The following is a 23,175-nucleotide window of genomic DNA, read 5'->3' as shown; positions in this document are numbered from 1 at the left end:
CGTCGACCATGATCGCGACCCGGGCGGCGGCGCGCTCGTCCGCAGCCAGCGCGGAGAGTGCCGGCAGGTCCGCGCTCGGATAGGCGACCACGATGTCGTCGATGGTCTCGCTGAGCCAGACCGCCTCGGCGAGCGTATAGGCGAGCACGCCGCGATAGCCGGGCAGCGCGAGCACGGCGTCGAGCACGCCGCGCACTCGGATCGACTTGCTGGCGACGCGGATCGGCAGGCCGCCGGCGCGGCGGAGCATGTCGTGGGCGTTCCACGCCAGCGCTTCGAGGCCGAGTGCCACGACGGGCGCGGAGTGCTCAGCCGTCGCCTCGCCGAACCGCGGCCAGTAGGCCTCGGGGTTTCGCCACGGCTGATCGGCTGCTGCGGCGAGCAGTTCCGGTGCCGCAAGATCGAGCCTCATGACTGAAGTCTAACCACGGGCGGGAACACCGCACCGTGTCTATCGAGGGTTCCGCTTGAGGCGCGCGGCGCGGCGGCGCTTCACGCGCAGGATCAGCGCCAAGACGATCACGGTGACGATCACCGCGATGAGCACGAACTTGGCGAAAAGCATGGGTCGAGCCTATCGGGTCGCTAGAAGGCGGATGGATCGGTGCCGGCCGGTGGATCGGTGCCGGCCGGTGGATCGGTGCCGGTCGATGGGTCGGCGTCGCAGGATGGGTCGGTGCCGCCCTGTTGGGACTCGGCCGTGTGCGCAGTCGCGTGTTCGGGTGCTGGGCAGGGCCGGAACCTTACGCGGCTGGTCGGGATATCGGTGTATCGCCTGCCGGCCGGGCTGCGCCACTCGTACACCCCGCCGGCACGCTGGGTCGGCTGCCAAGCTGTGCTGCTCAAGAGCTCGAAGTGTTTCAGGGTGTGGTGCCTTCGACAGAGATGCCCGGTGTTCTCGAGCGCGGTCGGCCCGCCGTGGGAGGCGGGGACGGTGTGGTCGATGTCGCAGTGGTCGAGCCTGCGTGTGCAGCCCGGGAAGCGGCAGTGCTGGTCGCGTGCTCCGAGGAAGCGGCGGAGATCCTCGCTGGGCCGGTACCGGTCGACCGCGAGTACCGCACCGCTGACGGGGTGGGTGAGGACACGTTCCCACGCCAGGACGGCGCCGGCGAGGCGGCGTGCGGTCGCGGTATCGATCGGGCCGTACCCTGCGAGTTCCGCGGGGCCGGCGTAGGGCGTGGCGTCCGAGTCCCCTGAGCCTGCGAGCCTGAGGACGGGGATGCTGACCTGCACCCGGCCGGTGATGGGAGCGGCGGCATCAGCGGGAGTGGAAGCCCCGGTGCGAGACAGGAGTGCTGCGGGAAGTGCTGCTGGTGCGAGCGTCAGCTCGGTGAGCACGTCGGCTTGAATCTGCGCGAGGGTCCGATCATCTGCCGCAGGATCGGAGGGAATACCAGGCCCCACGGCCCTGCCCTGCCCGCGCTTCCTGCCCTGCCCGCCCTGCACGAGGTGCGCGAGCTGTGCGAGACGGTCCCTGATCGCGTACGCCTCGACCGCGCCGATCGTCGCGACCAGTCTCGCCATCCCGTCGTCGAGATCGATCACCCGCACACCCCGTCCACGGCGTGCGTCGCGATGGCGCTCGTCGATATCGCGGCCCGCCTAGTACTCGGCCACGCGCTTCGCGTGCGCCCGGAGCTGAGGGGCGGTCATACGCTCGGCGAGCGGCACGATCTCTGCCTCGTACACCGCACGTGCCGTGGGCTCGGCGATGATGTCGCCGGCATCGACTACGACCTGCGTATGTCTGAACGAGACGGCCCCGTCGCGAAGCGCACCTGTCAGAGCCGGGTAATCGGACGTGAGAGTCTCCGCGTGCCCCATCGCCGACGCCACCGCGGCCTGCCCGGTACGGGTCGCGACCGCGACTTCCGCCTCGACGGCACGATGCACGAGTTCACCGTGGTCGGGGTGCCCCTCATCACTCGCGATACGGGACGCGAGTCGGGAGAGCGAGGCGAGCCCCGCAGCCTTCAGATACTCGAGCTGATGGATCATCGCGTCGATGCGTTCGACCGCGGCGACACCCGCAGCCAGCGCGTCGCGCTGCTGGACGGTGAGGGCGTCGGGGAGGTTGCTCATGCCCCCATTCCAGCAGCAGCCACCGACATTCGAGACCGGTATTCGGGGCCTCGCGATCCAAGGATCTGGGGCTTGGTTTGTTGTGCACCCTACAAACGAGCTGACGTCCCCCCACTGGGATTCGAACCCAGACTGTGCCGATTTTAAGTCGGCTGCCTCTGCCGGTTGGGCTATGGGGGGCCTCACCATTCTGACGGACGAAGAAAGTGTAGGCCCCGAGCTGGGCAGCGCTCGGGGCCTACGGTCCGTGAAATCAGTGCGGCGCGACGCGCGCGCCCGCGTCAGGCGCCGAGGCGCTTGCGCAGATCGGCGAGCTCGGTCCGGAGCCCGGCGGGCACCCGATCGCCGAAGCGGGAGAAGAACTCCTCGGTCAGATCGCATTCCGCGAGCCACGAGGCGGGGTCGATCGCGAAGAGCTCGGCGAGATCGGACTCGACCTCCTCGATCCCGTCGAGGTTGAGCTCGCCCTGCGCGGGCAGAACGCCCACCTGGCTCACCCTACCCTCGACCTCGCCGCTCACCCGGCGGATGACCCAGTCGATCACTCGCGAGTTGTCGCCGAACCCGGGCCACAGGAAGCGGCCGTCGGCACCCTTGCGGAACCAGTTCACCTGGAAGATCTTGGGCGCGTGCTCACCGAGCTGCTCGCCCATCTCGAGCCAGTGGCCCCAGTAGTCGGCCATGTTGTAGCCGCAGAAGGGCAGCATCGCGAAGGGATCGCGGCGGAGTTCGCCGACCGTGCCCTCCTGGGCGGCCGTCTTCTCCGAGGAGATGGTGGCGCCGACGAAGACGCCGTGCTGCCACGAGAGCGACTGTGCGACGAGCGGCACGTTCGTAGCGCGGCGGCCGCCGAAGAGGATCGCGTCGAGCGGTACGCCGTTCTGCTCGTACCAGTCGTCGGCGAGCGTGGGGGTCTGCTGGATCGGCACCGTGAACCGCGAGTTCGGGTGCGCGGCGACGCGGCCGGCGTCGGGGGTCCAGTCATCGCCCTGCCAGTCGATCAGGTGATCGGGGACCTCGTCGGTCTTGCCCTCCCACCAGACGTCGCCGTCGTCGGTCAGTGCGACGTTGGTGAAGATCGTGTTGCCCCAGAGCGTCTCCATGGCGACCGGGTTGGTCGACTCGCCCGTGCCGGGTGCGACGCCGAAGAAGCCGGCCTCGGGGTTGATCGCGTAGAGGCGGCCGTCGGGGCCGGGCCGCAACCAGGCGATGTCGTCGCCGATCGTCTCGACTTTCCAGCCGGGGATCGTCGGCTGCAGCATCGCCAGGTTGGTCTTGCCGCACGCGGAGGGGAAGGCCGCGGAGAGGTGGTAGGTCTTGCCGCTGTCGGTGTTCGTCAGCTTCAGGAGCAGCATGTGCTCGGCGAGCCAGCCCTCCTTGCGCCCCATCACCGAGGCGATGCGCAGCGCGAAGCACTTCTTCGAGAGCAGCGCGTTGCCGCCGTAGCCCGAGCCGTAGGACCAGACCTCGAGGGTCTCGGGGAAGTGCGTGATGTACTTCAGGTCGTTGCACGGCCAGGCGACGTCTTCTGCACCGTCGAGCAGCGGGGCGCCGACCGAGTGCACGGTGCGCACCCACTCGCTGCCCGGCGTGATGCCGTCGAGGGCGGCCTGCCCCATGCGGGTCATGATCCGCATGTTGAGCACGGCGTACGGCGAATCGGTGATCTCGATGCCGAGCTGGGTGATGGCGCCGCCGACCGGCCCCATGGAGAAGGGCACCACGTACATGGTGCGACCGCGCATGCTGCCGTCGAAGAGCGGCATGAGCTCGGCCTTCATGTCGGCGGGTGCTCGCCAGTTGTTGGTCGGACCGGCATCGGACTCGTTCTCCGAGCAGATGAAGGTGCGATCCTCGACCCGGGCGACGTCGCCGGGATGCGAGCGCGCGAGGAAGCTGCCGGGACGGAGATCCTTGTTGAGAGGGATCAGCGTGCCCGCGGCGACCATTTCACCGGTGATCCGGTTCCATTCCTCCTGGGAACCGTCGCACCAGACGACCGCGTCCGGCTTCGTGAGCTCGGCGACGCCGGTCACCCATTCCACCACTTCAGCGTTCGAGGTGATCGCGCCGTCTGCGACGAGGTCCGCGATCGATACCGTGTCATCGAGAGTCGAGGTGCTGCCCATACCGTTCGTTCTCCGTGTTGAAGTGAAATACCGTCAAGATTCGGCCTGAGATCTATTCTGAGTGAACATCAGGTGGCCGAGATGCGAATCCGGACTGTAAAGAATAGACGTTTTTGACATATAGTCAAACCATGACCCCAGAGTCCCCCGTCCAGCCTGCCCCCTCCGGCGACGCCGCGACGGACCGTCTGCTCCTCGGCAAGCGGATCCGCCACTTCCGCGGGCGCGCGGGCCTCACGCTCGATGCGCTCGGCGAGCGCGTCGGAGTCGGCGGCAGCCAGCTCTCGCTGATCGAGAACGGTCGCCGGGAGCCGAGGCTGACGCTCCTGCAGGCCATCGCCCGGGAACTCGGCGTCGACCCCGCCGAGCTCCTCAGCCCCGAGCCGCCGGATCGCCGCAGCGCCTTCGAGATCGAGCTCGAACGGGCGCAGTCGTCCCTTCTCTACCAGCAGCTGAACCTCCCACGGGTCCGCACGCCGCGAACGCTGAGCGACGAGGCCCTCGAATCCCTCGTCGGGCTGCACCGCGAGCTCTCTCGACGCAGCCGCGCCGCGGCGGCCACGCCCGAGGAGGCCAGGCGGGCGAACACCGAGATCCGGCTGTGGATGCGCGAACGCGACAACCACCTCCCCGACATCGAGAAGGTCGCCGAAGAGCTCATGGCCAGGATCGGCCACACGACCGGCGCGGTGACCCACCGCGAGGTCGCCGTGCTCGCCGAATTGCTCGGGTTCACGCTGATATTCGTGGACGACCTGCCGTCGAACACGCGCAGCATCACCGACCTCGAGAACGGCCGCATCTACCTGCCGCCGGCATCCATTCCCGGCGGGCACGGCCTGCGCTCGCTCGCGCTGCAGGCGATGGCGCACCGCGTGCTGGGGCACGACCGCCCGGCGAGCTACGCGGAGTTCCTCCAGCAGCGGTTGCAGATCAACTACTTCGCCTCGGCCTGCCTGCTGCCCGAGACCCCGGCCGCGGCGTTCCTCCAGCAGGCGAAGCAGGATCGCAACCTCGCGATCGAGGATCTGCGCGACGCCTTCGGCGTGACGCACGAGGCCGCGGCGCACCGCTTCACGAACCTCGCCACCCGGCATCTGGACCTGCGCGTGCACTTCTACCGGACGGAGGCGGCCGGCGCCCTGCTCCGCGGCTACGAGAACGACGGCATGCCGTACCCGGTGGACGGCACGGGGTCGGTCGAGGGCCAGGTCATCTGCCGCAAGTGGGCGGGTCGCACTGCCTTCGATCGCACGAACCGCACGAGCGAGTTCTACCAGTACACGGACACGCCCGCGGGCACGTACTGGGCGAGCGTGCAGACGGGCGAGACCGAGCAGGGAGCGTTCTCGCTCACCTGCGGGGTGCGTTTCGACGACGCCAAGTGGTTCCGGGGCAGGGATACGCAGACGCGCACGGTCTCGACCTGCCCGGACCCCGCCTGCTGCCGGACCCCGGACGGCGAACTGCTCGACCGCTGGGACGGCCGCGCCTGGGCGAGCGCACGCATGCACGCCCACGTGCTGTCGCCGTTGCCGACCGGCACCTTCCCAGGTGTCGACGACACCGAGATGTACGAGTTCCTCTCGAAGCACGCCGTCTGAGGCGGAGCGGCACGGCGTCGGTCACCGCGCTCGCACCGGGCGAGGCCCGGGGCCCGGCAGCCAGCAACGCACGCGGTCGCGGTAGGCGCGGAATGACTCGCCGAACCGGGTCTCGAGATCGGCCTCCTCGATGGGACGCACGAGCCAGTTCCAATAGGCCGCACCGCACACTCCGTAGAGGACGACCAGCCAGGAGCCCAGCATCAGCCCGACCCCGACCGCCTGCACGATGCCCGCCAGCGCCATCGGGTTCCGCACGTTCCGGTACGGCCCGGCGATGACGAGCCGCCGGGCGGTCGCCGACGGCAACGGCGTGCCGTCGCCGCGCGTCGACATGGCGATCGCCGCCCAGATGCCGAGCGCGCTCGCGGCCACGAGCAGGATCAGACCGACGGCGAACCCGGGGCCCCGCCACTCGGACGCGTCGATCCGCAGGTTCCAACGGGCCTCGAACCACGCGATCAGCACCGGGAGCACGACGAGGAAGAACACCCAGAAGACCGCGAGCTGAGCGAGCGTGCGGAGGAACTGCCGCGCGGGGCTCGCCGACCGTGCGACCCGGATGGACAGCGGTCCGACCAGGGCGAGCTCGGCGGGGATCCTCCCTCGCTCCATCAGCAGCCAGGCGGCGAGCGATCCGGCACTCGCCGCGACCATCGCGAACGCGCCCCATCCGGCACGACCGGTGGCCGTCGCGCCGATCACCAGCGCGAAGGCGACGAGCAGCGTCCAGGGCACGGCGATCCGGGGCGCCCATCGGATCCCGAGCGCGGCGAGCAGCGAGGCGACGACGAACAGCGGCACGTCCAGCATCGCGACGAGCCGCGGATCCGCCCCGCCGAGCGTGGCCTCGCGCACCGCGTCGACGGTGAAGACCGCGAACCACCAGAGGGCCCCCGCGAGCGACTGCACCGCGAAGTAGCCGCGCCCCACGGCCATCCAGACGGGATTCTCCGCCACGATGCCACCCGCCGCCATGCGACCAGTCTACGAGCCGCCCGCACGGCCCTCGCGCATACTCGCGCCGCGCCGATCCCGCGTTTCGGGCCTCGGTCGCAGAGGTGCTGAAACGGAAAAACCCCGCCGGCGATGCCGACGGGGTTCCTGCGGAACGGCTTACTTGGGCCGGCTCGCGAACTCCTTGAAGATCGCGCGGGGCTCCTGCACCGCCTCGATGTTGACGATGTCGCGGCTCAGGAAGAAATGACCGACCCAGGCTCCGAACACGCGCCACTTGCGCTCCCACGTGGGGACCGCGAGGCCGTGGTAGAACCGGTGCGCCAGCCAGGCGAAGTAGCCCTTCAGCGCGAACTTGCCCGACTGGAAGACGCCCACGTTCACGCCGAGACCCGCGACGGCGCCGAGGTTCTTGTGGTTGTACTCGCGCACGCCCTCGCCGCGCAGGTCCGCGGCGATGTTCTTCGCGAGCAGCCTGCCCTGACGCACGGCATGCTGCGCGTTGGGAACGCAGAAGCCGCCGGGGCCGGGGGTCGAGGAGATGTCGGGCGTCTGCGAGGTGTCGCCGGCGGTCCAGGCGCCCGCGAGCGGTTCGCCGTCCTCCGTCGTGATCCGCAGCGTCGGGCTGCCGATCACGTGACCGCGGGGGCCGATCGGGAGGTCGGTCTCGCGGAGGAACGGCCGCGGCATGACGCCTGCGGTCCACACGATCAGGTCGCTCTCGTACTTGTCGCCGTTCGACAGCTCGATCTTGCCGTCGATGGCCGAGCTCAGCTGGGTATCGAGATGGATGTCGACGCCGCGGCGGGTCTGGTCCCGGACCACCCAGTCGGCGGTCCTCTCGGAGACCTCGGGCATGATGCGCCCCATCGCCTCCACGAGGCGGAACCGCGTCTCGTCGAAGCTGATCTCGGGGTAGCGGCGCAGCAGCGACGTCGCGTAGGAGCGCAGCTCGCTGATCGTCTCGATGCCGGCGAAGCCGCCGCCGACGACGGTCACCGTGAGCAGGCGGGCGCGCTCGGGGGAATCGGCGGGCAGCGAGGCCGCACGCTCGAAGTTGCCGACGAGCCGATCGCGCACCGCGACGGCCTCTTCGATCGTCTTCAGGCCGATCGCCTGGTCGGCGACGCCCGGAATCGGGAAGGTGCGGGACACCGAGCCGGTGGTGACGACGATGTGATCGTACTCGAAGTCGTAGGGCTCACCCGTGTTGGGGGTGACCGTAGCGGTCCGGTTCTCGTGGGAGATCGCCGTGACCTTGCCGGCGATGTTCTGGGTGCGCTTCAGGTGCCGGCGGCGGGCGACGACCGCGTGACGCGGCTCGATCGAGCCGGCGGCCACCTCGGGCAGGAAGGGCAGATAGGCCATGTAGGGCAGCGGATCGACGATCGTGACCTGCGCCTCGCCCGGGTAGAGCAGCTTCTCCAGCTTCCACGCGGTGTAGAAACCGGCGTATCCGCCACCGACGATGAGAATCTTCTTCGCCACGAAGTTCACTCCTTGCAGCACATTCAGGCGTTCCCCTGCGCTCGACGGCAGGCACGAAAAACACGGGCGTTCCCGCCCGACTGACTCAGTCTAATATGCAAAGGCGATGATCCGCGAAGCGGCGCGGCGCTCCGAGGAGGGACGCGCGCTACAGCCTCAGTCCCGAACGTTCGAGCGCCAGATCGCCGATCGGGTTCACCCCGGGACCGGCGGCGAGCGCATGCCCGATCAGCGCGTGCAGGCACTTGACCCGGTTCGGCATGCCCCCGGCGCTGACTCCGGCCAGTTCGGGCACCTCACCGACGCTGTCCCGGTCCTCGATGTATTGCGCGTGCGCGTCGGCGTACTGGGCCCGCACGGTCTCGTCCTCGGCGAGCAGTTCGTTGTACTCCGCCATGACGCCCACCGCCTCGAGTCGCGACGCGGCCGCGACGGCCTCGGGATGGCAGAGGTAGTAGAAGGTCGGGAACGGACTCCCATCGGGCAGACGCGGCGCGGTCGCGACGACGGCCGGGCTGCCGTCACTCGCCCGGGCGGCGATGCCGACGACACCGCGGGCCTCTCGCCCGAGTTGCTCGCTGACCGCGGCGATGTCGGCGTCGGTGGGGGTCTCGTAAGGCGGGCGGCTCATCCGTCGCTCTCTTCCTCGCTGCGGTCGGTGGTGGGGACGGGGGTCTCGGTCGGGGTCCGTCCGAGCATCAGATCCAGCAGCTCATCGGGTGTCGCGGTCGTCGTCCCGGCCGTGAGCGCGGAGCCGACGAGCGCGTGGGCCCAGTTCTGGCTGATCCGCGTCAGCTGGTCGCTCGTCTCCTCCGTCGACTCGGGTGGCACGATCGTGTCGTCGATGACCGAGAGCTGGGTCTCCCCCGGCATCACGTAGAAGAGGCGCCCGCGCGCCTGCGCCCGCACGTAGGTCGGGTCCTGCCACTTCAGCCGCTCGGCATCGATCTCGGCGACGGCGTCGCGATGCAGTTGCACGCTCCGACGCAGCTCGGCGATCTCGCGCTGCTGCTGCACGTACGTCGAGAGCGTCGGGCTGACGATCAGCGCGCCCAGCACGACGAGGCCGACGATCAGCAGCGTGTACCCGCTGAATCGGAGGCTCCCCGCCCAGTCGCCGAGCCCGGCGGTCGGGCGCGCGGTGCGCGCACTCCCGTCCTCCGGTCGGCGCCTCGACACGCAGTGCTCCCTGTTCCGTGACTCGGATCGGATCCGTTACGCGCTGAAGCGCGGGAACGCCGCGCGTCCCGCGTAGCGCGCGGCGCTGCCGAGCTCCTCCTCGATGCGCAGGAGCTGGTTGTACTTGGCGACGCGATCGGAGCGGGCGGGGGCGCCCGTCTTGATCTGACCGCAGTCGGTGGCTACCGCGAGATCGGCGATGGTGACGTCCTCGGTCTCGCCCGAGCGGTGAGACATGACGGCGGAGTACCCGGCGCGCTGCGCGAGCTGCACGGCGTCGAGGGTTTCGGTGAGCGTGCCGATCTGGTTCACCTTCACCAGGATCGAGTTCGCCGTGCCCTTGGCGATGCCGTCCGCCAGACGTGCCGGGTTCGTGACGAAGAGGTCGTCGCCGACGAGCTGCAGACGGTCGCCGAGTTCGTCGGTGAGGGTCTTCCAGCCCTCCCAGTCGTCCTCGGCGAGGGGATCCTCGATCGATACGAGCGGGTAGCGATCGGCGAGGTCGGCGTAGTAGGCGGACATCTCGGCGGCCGTGCGATCCTTGCCCTCGAAACGGTACACACCGCCCTCGAAGAACTCGGTCGAGGCGACGTCGAGCGCGAGGGCGACGTCGCGGCCGGGCTCGTATCCGGCACGGGTGATGGCCTCGACGATCAGATCGAGGGCATCGGCGTTGCTGGGCAGGTCGGGGGCGAAGCCGCCCTCGTCGCCGAGCGCCGTGGTGAGGCCCTTCTCCTTCAGCAGCGCTTTCAGCGAGTGGTAGACCTCGACGCCCCAGCGCAGGCCCTCCGAGAAGCTCTCGGCGCCGAGCGGCACCGCCATGAACTCCTGGATGTCGACGCCGGTGTCGGCGTGCGCACCGCCGTTGATGATGTTCATCAGCGGCACCGGCAGTGTGCAGGCGGTCGGGCCGCCCAGGTACCGGAAGAGCGGGAGACCGGCCGACTCCGCGGCGGCGTGCGCCACCGCGAGGCTGACGCCGAGGATCGCGTTCGCACCGACCCGCTGCTTGTTGTCGGTGCCGTCGGCCTCGATCAGCGTCTCGTCGATGACGCGCTGGTCGCTCGCGTCGAGCTCCGCATCGGCGATGGCCGGGCCGAGCTCGTCGAAGACCGCGTCCACGGCTCCGAGCACGCCCTTGCCCAGATAGCGGTCCGCGTCGCCGTCACGCAGCTCGTACGCCTCGAACGCGCCCGTCGATGCGCCGGAGGGCACGGCCGCTCGGCCCACGGATCCGTCGGTGAGGCCGACCTCGACCTCGACGGTCGGGTTGCCGCGGGAATCGAGGATCTCGCGTGCGATCACAGCGTCTACGAATGCCACCTGGTGCTCCTTGGGTCTGGTTGCGGTACCGACAACGATTCTAACCGGCACGACCCGGCGCAGGCCGACGCCGGACTCTGCTCGGTCCGACCTGTCGTCGCGGCGTTCGCTCCGTCGCCTCTGCGACCGCGCCCGCGCCTGTCACTCAGGCTCGCCGAGGGCTTCGATGAGAGCGCCGTGCCGCGAACTCCCGATCAGTTCGGCGCGTGCACGCCGAGCGGGTTGCCGGCCTTGTCCTTGCCGTAGTCGTAGAAGAAGTTCATCGACTTCGGCGCCGAGGCCGAGGCATCTCGGTTCAGCGCCTCCCCGGTGCGCGTATGGCGGCTCGTGAGGCTCGGCACCGTGCTGAGCACATAGCCGGTGTTCGTGGTTCGCGACACGTAGATGCGAAGCGAGCCCTCGAACGGTTCCACACGCGCGCCCTTGCCCCAGGGCGTGATGTACAGCGCGTTCGACGAGCCGGACTGATGGTCGACCTTCGCCGCAGTGATCCAGGCGTCCCGGATCGCGCCGTTGAACCAGGCGTCGGGCGACTTCCAATCCACCTTCGTCTCCGATGCCGCGCGCTGGCTCGCCCACGGCTGCCACCCCAGCTGATAGCCCTCCTCCCATGCGAGGTCGTTCAGTCGGGCGACCGCGGTGTCGGCAGTGCCGTCCGCCTTCTTCCCGCTGTTCGAAACGTAGTAGCGCACGGGGTTCTGCAGGCCGAACCAGGGCTCGTAGCGAACGATCTCCTTGCCGGACTCGTCGGTGATGCTGGTGAACGACTGCCACCGCTCGTACCCGGCCCACCACCAGCCGTTGGTCTGCGATGCCGGGCTGCCCCGGCGATCATCCGTGGTGCCGGCCCCCGCATCGCTCGTGCGGTAGACCCCGGTGCCGTTGGTCGTGTACTTCGAGATGCAGTCGGCCGTGGGGATCAGGCGCATCCCGCCATCGCCGCGCGGCAGATCCGAGCCGATTGTGGGCACCGCGGTCGGTGCGGACTGACCCCCTGAGAACGGTCGCGTGCACGAGGAGTGCAGCTCGTTCGCATTGCCGTAGTTCGTCATCGTCGTGGCGAAGATCTTCGTACCGTCGTTGCACTGGACCGCGTAGAACAGCTCGTGCGTGTTGTTCTTCGTCGGGTCGTTCGAGTGCGAGCCCTGGTGCATCTTCATCAGGTAGTCGCACGCGAGCTCGGTCGGCGCGCCGAAGGTGTTCGGGAACTTGATCGCCGTGTTGCTCCCGTCGCGCAGCTTCTGGTTGTTGGAGACGATCACCTTGTGCCCGGGATCGTCCTCATGGCGGTGCACGTTCGGCCCCGTCGGATTCGCGTTCGAGTACTCCGTCAACCGCTCGCTCCCGTAGCCGAACGGCAGGCCCAGCGCACGGTCGGTCGCCACGTCCAGGTACTCTCCGGCAGCCTTATCCACGGTCACGATCTCGCGGTTGTTCGGCGCGGCCGCAGCCTCCGCCGCATACTGCTCCATCGCCCACGCGTAGATGTCGGAGTTCCGCGGATCGTCCCCGTGCTCATGCCCGAATGCGCACGTCGTACCGTCCGCTCGCTCGTGCACCGGCGGATGCCACCCCGGGTACAGCTTGCCGTCGGGCCCGATGACCGCGTACTCGTTGTGCTCCGCGGCCGTGCACGTGTCGTACTCGGATGGCGTCCACGATGCACCCTCGCGGTAGGCGTGCGAATACGGCGACTCGTCATCCCCGTCGCCGTGGTCGTGGCCGCCGCCCGGATCCACCGGATCCACCGGGTCACCCGGGTCGGTCGGATCGGCGGGGATCTCGAGAGATCCGCTCCCGATCACCTGCAGGCGCAGCGGCGCCGTCACCGCCGCCGTGATCCTCGCCCCCAGCGCACTGCCCTTCGCCCCGTTCAGGGCCGCGAGTTGCGCGGCGCTGAGCGTCAGCCGGTAGGTCTTCAGCTGCTTCGGCAGGATCGAGAACGAGGTCTTCGCGCTCGTCTTGCCCCCGACCGTGATCGAGGCGCTGCCCTTGCACGTCTTCGACGACACGCACGTCATCGAGACGCCGACGCCCCCCTGCGAGGCCTGGGTATCCATCAATACCACCCGCAACGGCGCGGCGATCTTCACCGTGCGGGTCTTCTTCACCGTGCTCTTCTTCGGCGCGCTGCCCACCACGACGAACGACGCCTTCCGCTGGTTGCCCTTCGCATCGTGGATCGCCTGCAACTGCTTCGCGGACAGTTTCACTCGAACCGTCTTCGCCTTCTTCGCCTTGATCGCGAACTTGGTCTTCGCGCTCGTGAGGCTCCCGACCTTCGCCCGCACAGTGCCCGTGCACGTCTTCTTCTTGTGCTTGCCTGTCGGTTGGCATTTCACCTTGACCGCCACCCGGCCGAGCGCGTCCGCCTGCGACACCCACACGATCCTCACCGTTGCCTGCGCCGCCTCCGCCGGGGCGGCGGGTATCAGCGCCGCGGAGAGGGCGAGACCGGCCGAGGCGACGACCGCCGTCGCGCGGAGGATCCGGGCGCTCGATGTCGCCCCGTTCATCGCTCGCATGCGCATCAACGAGCCCTCACCTTCGCCAGCTTCGAGCTCGACTTCGAGATGTTCTTCGTATCCTTCGGCAAGAACGTCGCCTTCACCGCGATGCTCTTCCGATACTTCTTGCCGAGCTTCACCGTGACCTTCCCCTTGGCGGAGGCCGGCAATGCGACCGTCTTCTTGTACGAGCCCACCTGCACCCGCACCTTGCCGACCGGGTACTGCCCGTTGTTCAGCCTGTTCACCGCGACCGTGACGATGGGCTTGCCGTTCTTCTTGAACCTCTTGCCGCTCACCGCAAGCTTCGAGGTCTTGGCCTTCGCCACCTTCACGGTGTTCACCGCGCCGGAGGCCGCGAGGTGCGTGCCGGTCGCGGCGAGCTGCGCGGAGATCTTTCGCGTGCCCGCGGCCAGTGCTCTCGGCAGCACAGCCGACGCCTGCCCGTCGATCACCTTCGCCGTGACGAGCTTCGTCGAGCCGTTCACGAAGGTCACGGTGCCGGTGCCTGCTCCGGTGACCCGCACGCTCGCCGTCACGCCGCCCGCACCGTAGACGGTTCGGGTCGTGCTCAGCCGGACCCCGGAGAGCGCGGTGCTCGCCTTCGTCACGGTCAGGATCGCGCTGCCCGCGGGTACCGGATCGCCGCTCTCGGATACGAGCACCGCCGTGATCGTGTGCTCTCCCACGCCCAGGCCGGTGAGCGGATGCTCGGCGACACCGCTCACGACCGGCGCCTCGACCGGGTCGCCGCCGTCCACGCTGAAGCGCACCGCACCGGCGCTGCCGGTCGATACGGTCGCGGTCACGCTCTCGCCGTATTCCGCGGTGTCCCGGCTCAGCTGGAAGGCCGCGGTCGCCGGATCCGAGACGACAAGGTACGACACGGTGATCTCCGAGGCATCGAGCAGTTTCAAGGTCTCGTCGGTGTCGTCGGCCTTGTCCACCGTGTAGCCCGAGTAGCCGGCAGTGAAGGTGTAGTCGCCGTCCTCCGGCAGCGGGATCGTGTGCACCGCGGTGCCGCCCGAGACGTCGACCTCGGCGAGTTCTTCTCCGTTCGAAGCGAAGACGATCGATCCTTCGTTCACCACCTTCTCGGAGGAGACCGGCGCCACCTCGGCGGTCAGCCGCAGCGACTTGCCGCTCGCGGTGCGACGCACCTCCAGTGCGGTCTCGCTGGTGTCGATCACGAACACGGGAATGGATTCCGTGTCCGTGCTTCGCACGTGTCCGTCGCCGTCGAACCCGACGCCGAAGCTGTGCGTGCCGTACTCGGCGATCTCGATGCCCGCCTCGCAGTATCCGAAGGACTGATGCACGGCACCGCGTACCGGCTCGGCGGTCCGCACGGCGGCGCAACCCGCCACGGTCTGCCCGTCGACGGAGAATGCGAGTTCGCCCGCGTAGCCCTTGAACGTCTTCAGCCGGAGGTTGCTGCGCAGGTCGAACGCATCGCCGGCGACGAAGACGTCGTTCCGCTCGCTCACCGCGATACCGGTGTCGCCCACTCTCACCGATGCGTCCAGCGAGGCCCGCGTCTCGATGTCGCCGCGGAGCGCCGCAAAGGCGATGCCGTACGATCCCGCCTGGGCGGGCGAGTATCCTGCCGCGGTGTAGGCGAAGTCTTCGACGCCGTTCGCGTCGATGTCCCCCACTCGCGCGACCGAGGATCCCCAGCTGCTCGGCCGGGTCGCCGTCTGCGAGGCGCCGCGCTCGCCGTCGATGCGGTAGCCGGTGCTCCCGCTCAGTTCGGCGAGCGGCTGTGCGGCGCCATCCGCCTTGCCGTACACCACGTACACGGCGCCGGAATCGGTCGAGACCGTTCCGTTGACCACGGGGTCGAAGCCCGGGGCTCCGAGCAGCAGGTCGGATCGGCCGTCGCCGTTGTAGTCGCCGCCACCCGCAACCGAGAAGCCGAGCGCATCGCCCGTCTTCTCCGCTTCGATCACGTAGCCGCGCGTGCTCCCTCCCGCGGTCACCGTCTTGGCAGCGGTGTCCACGACAGCCGGGTCCGGGGTGTCGCCGCCCGTGATCGGGGCGCCGAACACCACGACCGCGCCGCCCGTGGCAGCGGCGGTACCGACGGTGGCGGGGGCGGTCGCCGCCCGCCCGAAGAGGTAGTCCTGCGTTCCATCGCCGTTCACGTCGTCGACCACCGAGAGCGCAGCGCCGAAGCCGCTGCCGCCGCTCGCCGCTGCGAGCAGCATGCCGTCGCTCGGGTCGAGATCCGCCAGATCGATCTGCCGGGCCGCATCCCCGCGCTCCTTGCCCCAGATCAGCCACGCCTTCTGCGAGACCTGCGAGGCCACCAGCAGATCGTCGATGCCATCGCCGTTCGCATCGCCCGCGCTCTTCGCCGTGCCGAGCTGATCGCCCGAGGCCTCTCCGGTGATCACCGCTGCGACGTTCACGGGGTCGGCGACGGCGGCATCGTCCATGTTGATCGTCTGCAGCACCGGTGCGGTCGGCGACGGTCGCCCGGCCAGCACCCAGAGGCGCCCGTTCCCGGTACGCCCCTCGGCGTTCACCAGGTGCTGGGACACGACGAAGTCCCCGTGGCCGTCGCGATCCAGATCGCCCGCGCTCCCCGCCGCGGTGATGCCGAAGTCTCGGTTGCCAGTGGGGTACTGGTAGCTGATGAACCGCGCCGCGGTATTCGTCGCGGAATCGCTGCTGCTCTCCGCCGACAGGTGCAGATAGAAGATTCGTGCGGTCGCGGCTCCGAGCTGCAGGATGTCGTCGAGGCCATCGCCGTTCGTGTCCTGGATGCAGGAGCCGTTCGCCAGGGCGACGCTGGTCCACCACGGCTGATTCGTGAAGTTCGGCACCGCCACGTTGTCGGCGTTCCTGCGTGCTTCGGAGTCCTCCCAGAGCGCGGTGCCCCGGCCCTTGGCGGTACTCGTCGCCAGGTCGGGGATGTCATCGCCCTGCCGGTCGCAGAATTCGCGCTCGGCCGAGAACACCCCCGTGGAGACGAGGTGCATGGTCGTGGTCGTGGGATAGGGCGAGGCCGCCGGCTCCTCCTCGACCGCCGCCGAGCCGTGCGCCGCGACCGGAACCAGCATCCCTGCGGTGAGCAGCGAGGCGAGCGCGACACCGGCGACCTTCCCGCCGCCGACCATCTGCTTGAACATAGACGTCCTCTCGTTTGCCGCCCGCCGGGGAGAACCCGGGTGGCGTCTCGATGCGCTGGCACTCCGGACGTATGGCCCCCGATCCAGCAACTAAGGCATACCTTATCTAGATCAGATGATGTGCGCAAACAGTGAGATCACCGTCGAATGGCGTCATGCCGAGATCCCTGCGCCTCGGCGCAGGGATCGCCGCAGCGCACCGCGCCCCCGGTCCCGCGGCGCGGGAACGGGGGCGCGGTGCGCGGGAAGGCGGGTCGAAGCCGGGAGGAGACTACGCGAGCGGTCGGATCTCCAGCTCGTCCGCGCGGCGCGCTCCGGCGCGCACGTTCGCGAAACCGGCGAAGCCCTCGGCCGCGACGCGGTCGAGCAGAGCCTTCATGTTCTTCTGCCGCTTCTCGAGTCGCACCCGATGCCCGCGACCGACGAGCTCTCGCTTCAGCGCGGCGAGGTCCGCGGGCGACGCCTCCGCGTCGAAGACCAGGGCGACCGCGTCCGGGCCGTCATCCTCCGGCAGGCTGATCAGGTCGACCACCCGCTCGAATCCGATCGAGAACCCGACCGCCGGCACGTCCTGCCCGAGGAAGCGGCCGACCATGCCGTCGTAACGGCCGCCGCCGCCCACGGAGCTGCCGGATCCGGGGTGGGCGATCTCGAAGATGGTGCCGGTGTAGTAGCCCATGCCGCGCACGAGCGTCGGGTCGAAGCGCAGGGTGACGCCCTCGGGCAGCCCGCCGGTGAGCGCCTCGCCCAGACCGGCCAGATTCTCGACGCCCGCGTCGAGACCCGACGGTTCTCCCCCGGCGGCGGGATCCTGCGGCAGCACCGCGCGGATCGCATCGCCCGTCAGCGGGATGCCGTCGCCCACGAGCGCCGGCTCGATCGCCGCGAGCACCCCGCCGAGGCGCTCGGCGGCGGCGTCGTCGAGCTCGCGCAACTCCTCGACGACCCCGTTCGCCCCGATCTTGTCGAGCTTGTCGACCGTGATGAGCGCACGGTCGTGCTGATCCGGCGCGAAGCCGCAGTGCGCGAGCAGGCCGAAGAGGATCCGGCGATCGTTGACGCGGATCACGCAGCCCTCGAGTCCGAGCCTCGAGAGCGCCTCCGACGTCGCCGTGATGAGCTCGATCTCCGCCAGCGCGCCGGATTCGCCGATGATGTCGATGTCGGCCTGCACGAACTGGCGGTAGCGCCCCTTCTGCGGGCGCTCGGCCCGCCAGACCGGGGCGATCTGGATCGCGCGGAACACCGGCGGGAGTTCGGCGCGATGGCTCGCGTAGAAGCGGGTCAGCGGAACGGTCAGATCGAAGCGCAGGCCGAGGTCGGCGAGCTGCTCGGCGTTGCCCGCCTCGCTTGCGGCGGCAAGCGCCTCGGGCGTGATCCCGCGCTTGAGGATCGAGAAGCTCAGCTTCTCGTTGTCGCCACCGAGGCCCGCGTGCAGACGGGACCAGTCCTCCACCACGGGGGTCTCGATCTCGTCGAAGCCGTGCGCCCGGTACACTTCGCGGATCACGCCGAGCGCGTGCTCGCGACGCGCCTTGTCGGCTGGCAGGAAGTCGCGCATGCCGCGCGGCGGGTTCACGGGAGAGGCCATGGGCTCCATTCTTCCACGAGCGGCCGCGCGCGGATCGTCGGCGCCCGCCCCGCGCCGGCGCCTCACCTCAGCGGTGGGGCGGATCCGCCCGCCCGGCCAAGCGGTTCGCCGCGAGACGCAGCGCGCGATCCGCGTCGATGCCCTGCGCGTTCGCTCGGATCACGAGATCGAGGATCGCGTCCCCCAGTTCCGACTCGTCGAGGATCGGCTCCCGGGCCGACCCGGCCGCAGGATCCAGCAGGCCCGCCCGCTTCAACCGTTCGACCACCTTCGCGGCGCGTGCGAGTGTCGGCATGCCCGCCGGGATCCCGTCGAGCGCGCCGCGCGATCCGCGCTCCTCCCCCGCCGCGTCCTCCTTCAGGCGCTCCCATTCGGCGTGCAGCTCCTCGACAGACAGGTAGCCGCGATCGCCGAAGACGTGCGGATGCCGGTCGATCAGCTTGCGGTTCAACGTCTCCGCGACCGCGTCGAGGTCGTAGCCCTCCTCATCGCGTTCGGCGATCGCCGCGTGGAAGAGCACCTGGTAGAGGACGTCGCCCAGTTCGCCGGCCACCTCCCCCGCCGGGAGCCCGCGCTCGACGGCGTCGATGAACTCCGCGGTCTCCTCGATGAGGAACGGCACCAGCGAGGCGTGCGTCTGGGCATCATGCCAGGCGCAGCCCTCGGGCTCCACCAGACGTCGCACCGTCTCCCGCACGTCGGCGAGCGGATCGCCGGGCGCATCGCGGTGCGCGCCGTCGCCGAGTTCGACATCGCCGGGTTCGTTCTCGCTGGGATCGGCCATGGATGCACCCTACCGCGCCGCGATCCGCTCGCGACCCGGCGGTGATCCGACGGTGATCCAGCCGTGCTGCACACAGCAAATCGAGACGTTCGCCTCGATACACTCTCTGCATGCCGACCACGAAGCTCCTGCGCGTCTGCACGACGCTCGTCGGCGCGCTGGCCGGAGCCGTCCTGCTCACGGGGCTGACCTCGTGCGGGGTCGAGACGGCGCAGCTCGATCCCGAGAATCGGCCGACGATGGCGCCCGAGCAGAGCACCGACGAGGCCTGCGCGGAGGCGAGGGCCGGGATCGACGCTCTGGTGGCCGACGCGCGCGAGCAGCTCGAGGCCGCCGGAACGTCGGTCGCCGCGGGTGAGATGCCCGATCTGACCGGCCTTCAGGAGCAGATGCAGCGCTCGATCGACACGATCGCGGAGGGCGTGAGCAACTCGGAGGTGCTCGCCGCCATCGACGGCGTCCGCGCTGAGATCGACGGCTTCGCAGAGCTCTCCCCGCCCGAATCGATCCTCGGGATGCCCGGCTACCTCGCCGAGCTCGGCGGGCAGGCGGGCGATCTGCAGTCCGCTGCGGAGGCGCTGCGCACCCTCTGCAAGGCGGACTGACTCCTCTTCCGACCCTCCTCACCATTTCCGATACGAAGGATCACGGATGTCGACACGGCAGATGCACCTCATGGCGGTGTGCACGGCGGGTCCCCACATGGGGAGCTGGCTCCATCCGGAGAGCGAGAACCGATACTTCGAGGCCGAGTGGTGGGGCGGCCTCGCCCGAACGCTCGAGCAGGCGCGCTTCGACGCCATCTTCTTCGCCGATGTGCAGACCTTCTACGCCGAGGAGATGATGCGCAAGGGCGGCGACCTCTACCTGCTCGACCCGGTGCCGCTCGCCGCCTCGATCGCCGCGCAGACCGAGCGGATCGGCATCGGGATCACGATGTCGACCAGCCTTATCGAGCCCTATGCCATCGCACGGTCGATGCAGACTCTCGATGTGCTGAGCCGGGGCAGGATGGCCTGGAACGTGGTGACCTCGTCGAACCATCGCGAGGCACGCGTCTACGGCCGCGAGGCGCTCCCTCCGAAGCCCGAGCGCTACGATCGCGCGGACGAGGCCATCGAGGCGTGCATGCGGCTGTGGGAGAGCTTCCCCGCCGAGGCGCTCGTGGCGGATCAGTCGCAGAACCTCTACATCGACCCGGAGAAGCTCGTACCGGTGGACTACCGGGGCGAGCACGTCGCGACCAGCGGCGTGCTCGCTATCCCCCAGGGCCCCCAGGGGCGGCCCGTGATCATGCAGGCGGGGGCGTCGCCGCGAGGCCGCGACTTCGCTGCGAAGTGGTCGGAGATCATCTTCACCTACGGGCATTCCGCTGCGGGCATGCGCGCGTTCCGCGCCGACATGGAGCGCAGGTTCGTCGCCGCGGGGCGCCGGCCGGAGGAATGCCGCATCCTGCCCGCGGTGCAGGCGATCGTCGCGGAGACCGAGGAGATCGCACGCGCGCGTCAGGAATACATCTTCTCCCTCATCGACGTCGACGTCTCGGTCTCCCGCGCCGCCGAATACATCGGATACGGTCTCACCGCCCTCGATCCGGACTCGCGGATCGAGGACATCGACTTCACCAAGGTCTCGCGCGGCGGCGCCTCCGACATCTTCTTCAACACGATGCGCGACGAGGGGTACACGGTCGGGGAGACCGCGCAGCGCTTCTCCTTCAACTACCTCGGTCCGGAGTTCGTGGGCACCCCCGAGCAGGTGGCGGATCAGATGCAGGAGGTCTTCGAGACCTGGGGCATCGACGGGTTCATCCTGGCGCCCTCGGTCATGCCGAGCTCGTTCGAGGACTTCGCGCGGATGGTCGTGCCGCTGCTGCAGGAACGCGGGCTGGTCCGGTCCGAGTACTCGGGCACGACGCTGCGCGAGCACCTGGCGCAGAACGAAGGCTGAGCGCTCTCGAATCGCGGGCGGGCGAACGGGCTTCTCGGGCCCCTGCGCTTACCCGCTCGATTCCTCCGGCTCGAGCAGCGCGCGAAGCACGGAGCCGGTCCAGGCGACGATATCGCCGTCTTCGGGTGTGCGCTTCACACCGACGCCGGCGAGCGGGCTGCGACTCGACGCGGTGCCCGTTCCGGGGAGCGGCACCTGCAGCACCTTGGTCGCCTCGGTGTACCGGTTGCCGGGGTAGAGGCGATCCGCGCGCATGCGCCGCGATGCCGGCAGTTCGACGGGCTCGATGCGCAGGGTCGGCCCTCCGGCGACGACCTTCGCGAGGCCCAGCCGGGAGGCCCGCCGCCGCAGCGCCGAGACCGCGGCCAGGCGCTGCACCTCGGCGGGCGGTTCGCCGTAGCGGTCGGTGAGTTCCTCGAGCACGAGACCGACGTTCTCCTCGGGCGCCTGCGGGTGCGCCGCGGCCGAGAACTTCTGGTAGGCCTCGAGCCTGAGCCGCTCGCTCTCGACGTAGTCCTCGGGAATGTGCGCGTCGACCGGCAGTTCGAGTACGAGCTCGGCGCTGCCGGCGTTCTCCTCGCCCTTGAACGTGGACACCGCTTCGCCGATCATGCGCAGGTAGAGGTCGAACCCGACACCGGCGATGTGCCCGGATTGCTCGCCGCCCAGCAGGTTCCCGGCACCGCGCAGTTCGAGGTCCTTCAGTGCGACCTGCATACCCGATCCGAGCTCGTTGTTGGCCGCGATCGTCTCGAGCCTCTCGTGCGCGTGCTCCGTGAGCGGCTTGTCGGGGTCGTAGAGGAAGTAGGCGTAGGCGCGCTCGCGGCTCCGGCCGACGCGGCCGCGCAGCTGGTGCAACTGGCTGAGGCCGTACTTGTCGGCGTTGTCGATGATGATCGTGTTCGCGTTCGCGATGTCGAGGCCCGTCTCGATGATCGTCGTCGAGACGAGCACGTCGAAGCGGCGCTCCCAGAAATCGATGACCACCTGCTCGAGCTGGTGCTCGTTGAGCTTGCCGTGGGCGACGGCGATCCGCGCCTCCGGCACGAGCTCGGCGAGTTGCGCCGCCACTCGGGTGATCGACTGCACGCGGTTGTGCACGAAGAACACCTGGCCCTCGCGCAGCAGCTCGCGGCGGATCGCGGCGGTAATCTGCTTGTCGCTGCGCGGGCCGACGAAGGTGAGGATCGGATGGCGGTCCTCGGGCGGCGTGGCGAGCGTGGACATCTCGCGGATCCCGGTGACCGCCATCTCGAGCGTGCGCGGGATCGGGGTGGCGCTCATGGCGAGGATGTCGACGTTCGCCTTCAGCCTCTTCAGCGTGTCCTTGTGCTCGACGCCGAAGCGCTGTTCCTCGTCGATGATGAGGAGCCCCAGATCCTTGTAGCGCACCTGATCGGTGAGCAGCCGATGCGTGCCGATCACGATGTCGACGGTCCCGGCGGCGAGGCCCTCGATCGTGTCCTTCGCCTCGGCGTCGCTCTGGAAGCGGCTGAGCGGGCGCAGCCGCACCGGGAAGCCCGCGAAGCGATCCTGGAACGTCTCGAGATGCTGGCGCACGAGCAGCGTCGTCGGAACGAGGACCGCCACCTGCTTGCCGTCCTGCACCGCCTTGAACGCTGCGCGTATCGCGACCTCGGTCTTCCCGAAGCCGACATCCCCCGAGATCAGGCGATCCATGGGGATGGGCCGTTCCATATCGCGCTTCACCTCGTCGATCGTGGTGAGCTGATCGCGGGTCTCGGCATAGGGGAACGCCTCTTCGAGCTCGTGCTGCCAGGGGGTGTCCGGCGAGAAGGCGTGCCCCTGCGAGGCGATGCGCGCGGAGTAGAGCTTCACCAGCTCGACGGCGATATCGCGCACGGCCTTGCGCGCCTTCTTCTTGGCCGTGGCCCAGTCGCCGCCGCCCATCTTCGAGAGCGCGGGAGCCTCGCCGCCCACGTAGCGCGAGAGCTGGTCCAACTGGTCCGTCGGCACGTAGAGCTTGTCGCGCGGCATGCCGCGCTTGGTCGACGCGTACTCGAGCACGAGGTACTCGCGCAGCGCCTTCGTCGCATCCCGCCCGATGCCCGTAGGGACCAGCCGCTGCGTCAGCTCGACGAACTGCCCGATGCCGTGGGTCTCGTGCACCACGTAGTCGCCGGGCTTCAGCTGCAGCGGGTCGACCACGTTCTTGCCGCGCCGCTTCGCCAGCTTCACGGGCGCCTGATCGCGGTTCGCGGATCGGCCGAAGAACTCGGCCTCGCTCGCGAGCAGCACCTCGGCATCGGGCTGTTCGAAGCCCGCCCAGGCCGTCCCCGGGACGACGTGGATCACGCCGCGTTCGGGCTCTTCGGGCAGCCGATCGACCATGCGGGCCGCGAGCCCGGCGTCTGCGAGCATGTCCCGTGCGCGCTCGACGAGCCCGACGCCCTGCGCCGTGACGACGACGCGCCAGCCCTCGCCCG

14 protein-coding genes, 1 tRNA gene and 2 pseudogenes are annotated in these 23,175 nt (G+C 69.4%); 3 read left to right on the top strand and 14 right to left on the bottom strand.

Translation table 11 applies throughout. From position 1 onward, the window contains the following. The 4 genes and pseudogenes from ACFPZL_RS02475 to ACFPZL_RS02460 form a co-directional block, all read right to left on the bottom strand. Nucleotides 1–412 (bottom strand): annotated as a pseudogene (locus tag ACFPZL_RS02475) (amino acid deaminase/aldolase); the annotation flags it as partial. A gap of 173 nt (nt 413–585) precedes the next feature. After that, nucleotides 586–1,998, bottom strand: a pseudogene (locus tag ACFPZL_RS02470) (DUF222 domain-containing protein). Between the two features lie 190 nt (nt 1,999–2,188). Beyond that, a tRNA-Leu gene (locus ACFPZL_RS02465) sits at nt 2,189–2,262 on the bottom strand. A gap of 101 nt (nt 2,263–2,363) precedes the next feature. After that, nucleotides 2,364–4,211, bottom strand: a complete 1,848-nt coding sequence (locus ACFPZL_RS02460; RefSeq protein WP_218113942.1) for a phosphoenolpyruvate carboxykinase (GTP) — start codon at nt 4,209–4,211, stop codon at nt 2,364–2,366. A 131-nt stretch (nt 4,212–4,342) separates the two neighbouring features. On the opposite strand from ACFPZL_RS02460, the gene ACFPZL_RS02455 reads away from it, so the two are divergent. Then, nucleotides 4,343–5,815, top strand: a complete 1,473-nt coding sequence (locus ACFPZL_RS02455; protein WP_218113941.1) for an XRE family transcriptional regulator — start codon at nt 4,343–4,345, stop codon at nt 5,813–5,815. A gap of 21 nt (nt 5,816–5,836) precedes the next feature. Here ACFPZL_RS02455 and ACFPZL_RS02450 read toward each other — a convergent pair whose 3' ends face one another. The 9 genes from ACFPZL_RS02450 to ACFPZL_RS02410 form a co-directional block, all read right to left on the bottom strand. Continuing rightward, a complete protein-coding gene (locus ACFPZL_RS02450) occupies nt 5,837–6,793 on the bottom strand; it encodes a methyltransferase family protein (RefSeq protein WP_236021715.1) in 957 nt (318 codons plus the stop codon). A 138-nt stretch (nt 6,794–6,931) separates the two neighbouring features. Then, nucleotides 6,932–8,260 carry an NAD(P)/FAD-dependent oxidoreductase gene (locus ACFPZL_RS02445; protein ID WP_218113940.1) on the bottom strand — a complete coding sequence of 443 codons (1,329 nt, stop codon included), beginning with the start codon at nt 8,258–8,260 and terminating at the stop codon, nt 6,932–6,934. 148 nt (nt 8,261–8,408) lie between these two features. Beyond that, entirely contained in the window at nt 8,409–8,891 is a 483-nt protein-coding gene (locus tag ACFPZL_RS02440) for a DUF501 domain-containing protein (protein WP_218113939.1), read from the bottom strand. Continuing rightward, on the bottom strand, nt 8,888–9,439 hold the full coding sequence (locus tag ACFPZL_RS02435; RefSeq protein ID WP_218113938.1) for an FtsB family cell division protein: 552 nt from the start codon (nt 9,437–9,439) through the stop codon (nt 8,888–8,890). Before ACFPZL_RS02435 ends, ACFPZL_RS02440 begins: the two co-directional genes overlap by 4 nt. 36 nt (nt 9,440–9,475) lie before the next feature. Beyond that, a complete protein-coding gene (gene eno, locus ACFPZL_RS02430) occupies nt 9,476–10,762 on the bottom strand; it encodes a phosphopyruvate hydratase (protein WP_218113937.1) in 1,287 nt (428 codons plus the stop codon). 194 nt (nt 10,763–10,956) lie between these two features. Then, complete coding sequence (locus ACFPZL_RS02425) at nt 10,957–13,278, bottom strand: hypothetical protein (protein ID WP_218113936.1); 2,322 nt, start codon at nt 13,276–13,278, stop codon at nt 10,957–10,959. 14 nt (nt 13,279–13,292) lie between these two features. Next, nucleotides 13,293–16,403, bottom strand: a complete 3,111-nt coding sequence (locus ACFPZL_RS02420) for an integrin alpha (RefSeq protein ID WP_218113935.1) — start codon at nt 16,401–16,403, stop codon at nt 13,293–13,295. Nucleotides 16,404–16,674: 271 nt separating this feature from the next. Beyond that, nucleotides 16,675–17,994 carry a histidine--tRNA ligase gene (gene hisS, locus ACFPZL_RS02415; protein ID WP_218113934.1) on the bottom strand — a complete coding sequence of 440 codons (1,320 nt, stop codon included), beginning with the start codon at nt 17,992–17,994 and terminating at the stop codon, nt 16,675–16,677. Nucleotides 17,995–18,061: 67 nt separating this feature from the next. After that, entirely contained in the window at nt 18,062–18,778 is a 717-nt protein-coding gene (locus tag ACFPZL_RS02410) for a MazG nucleotide pyrophosphohydrolase domain-containing protein (RefSeq protein ID WP_218113933.1), read from the bottom strand. 110 nt (nt 18,779–18,888) lie between these two features. On the opposite strand from ACFPZL_RS02410, the gene ACFPZL_RS02405 reads away from it, so the two are divergent. Together ACFPZL_RS02405 and ACFPZL_RS02400 are read left to right on the top strand one after the other, a co-directional pair. Continuing rightward, entirely contained in the window at nt 18,889–19,383 is a 495-nt protein-coding gene (locus ACFPZL_RS02405) for a hypothetical protein (protein ID WP_218113932.1), read from the top strand. Between the two features lie 46 nt (nt 19,384–19,429). Continuing rightward, complete coding sequence (locus ACFPZL_RS02400; RefSeq protein WP_218113931.1) at nt 19,430–20,728, top strand: NtaA/DmoA family FMN-dependent monooxygenase; 1,299 nt, start codon at nt 19,430–19,432, stop codon at nt 20,726–20,728. A gap of 48 nt (nt 20,729–20,776) precedes the next feature. Here the strand turns inward: ACFPZL_RS02400 and mfd are convergent. Next, nucleotides 20,777–23,175: transcription-repair coupling factor (mfd, locus tag ACFPZL_RS02395; RefSeq protein WP_382334643.1), on the bottom strand; the 2,399-nt coding region annotated here is incomplete at its 5' end.

The sequence above is a fragment of the Leucobacter soli genome, assembly GCF_042659205.1.
GTDB classification, from domain to species: domain Bacteria; phylum Actinomycetota; class Actinomycetes; order Actinomycetales; family Microbacteriaceae; genus Leucobacter; species Leucobacter soli.
Note: the sequence above shows the minus strand (reverse complement) of the source record. Positions and strands in the feature narration are given on the sequence as shown.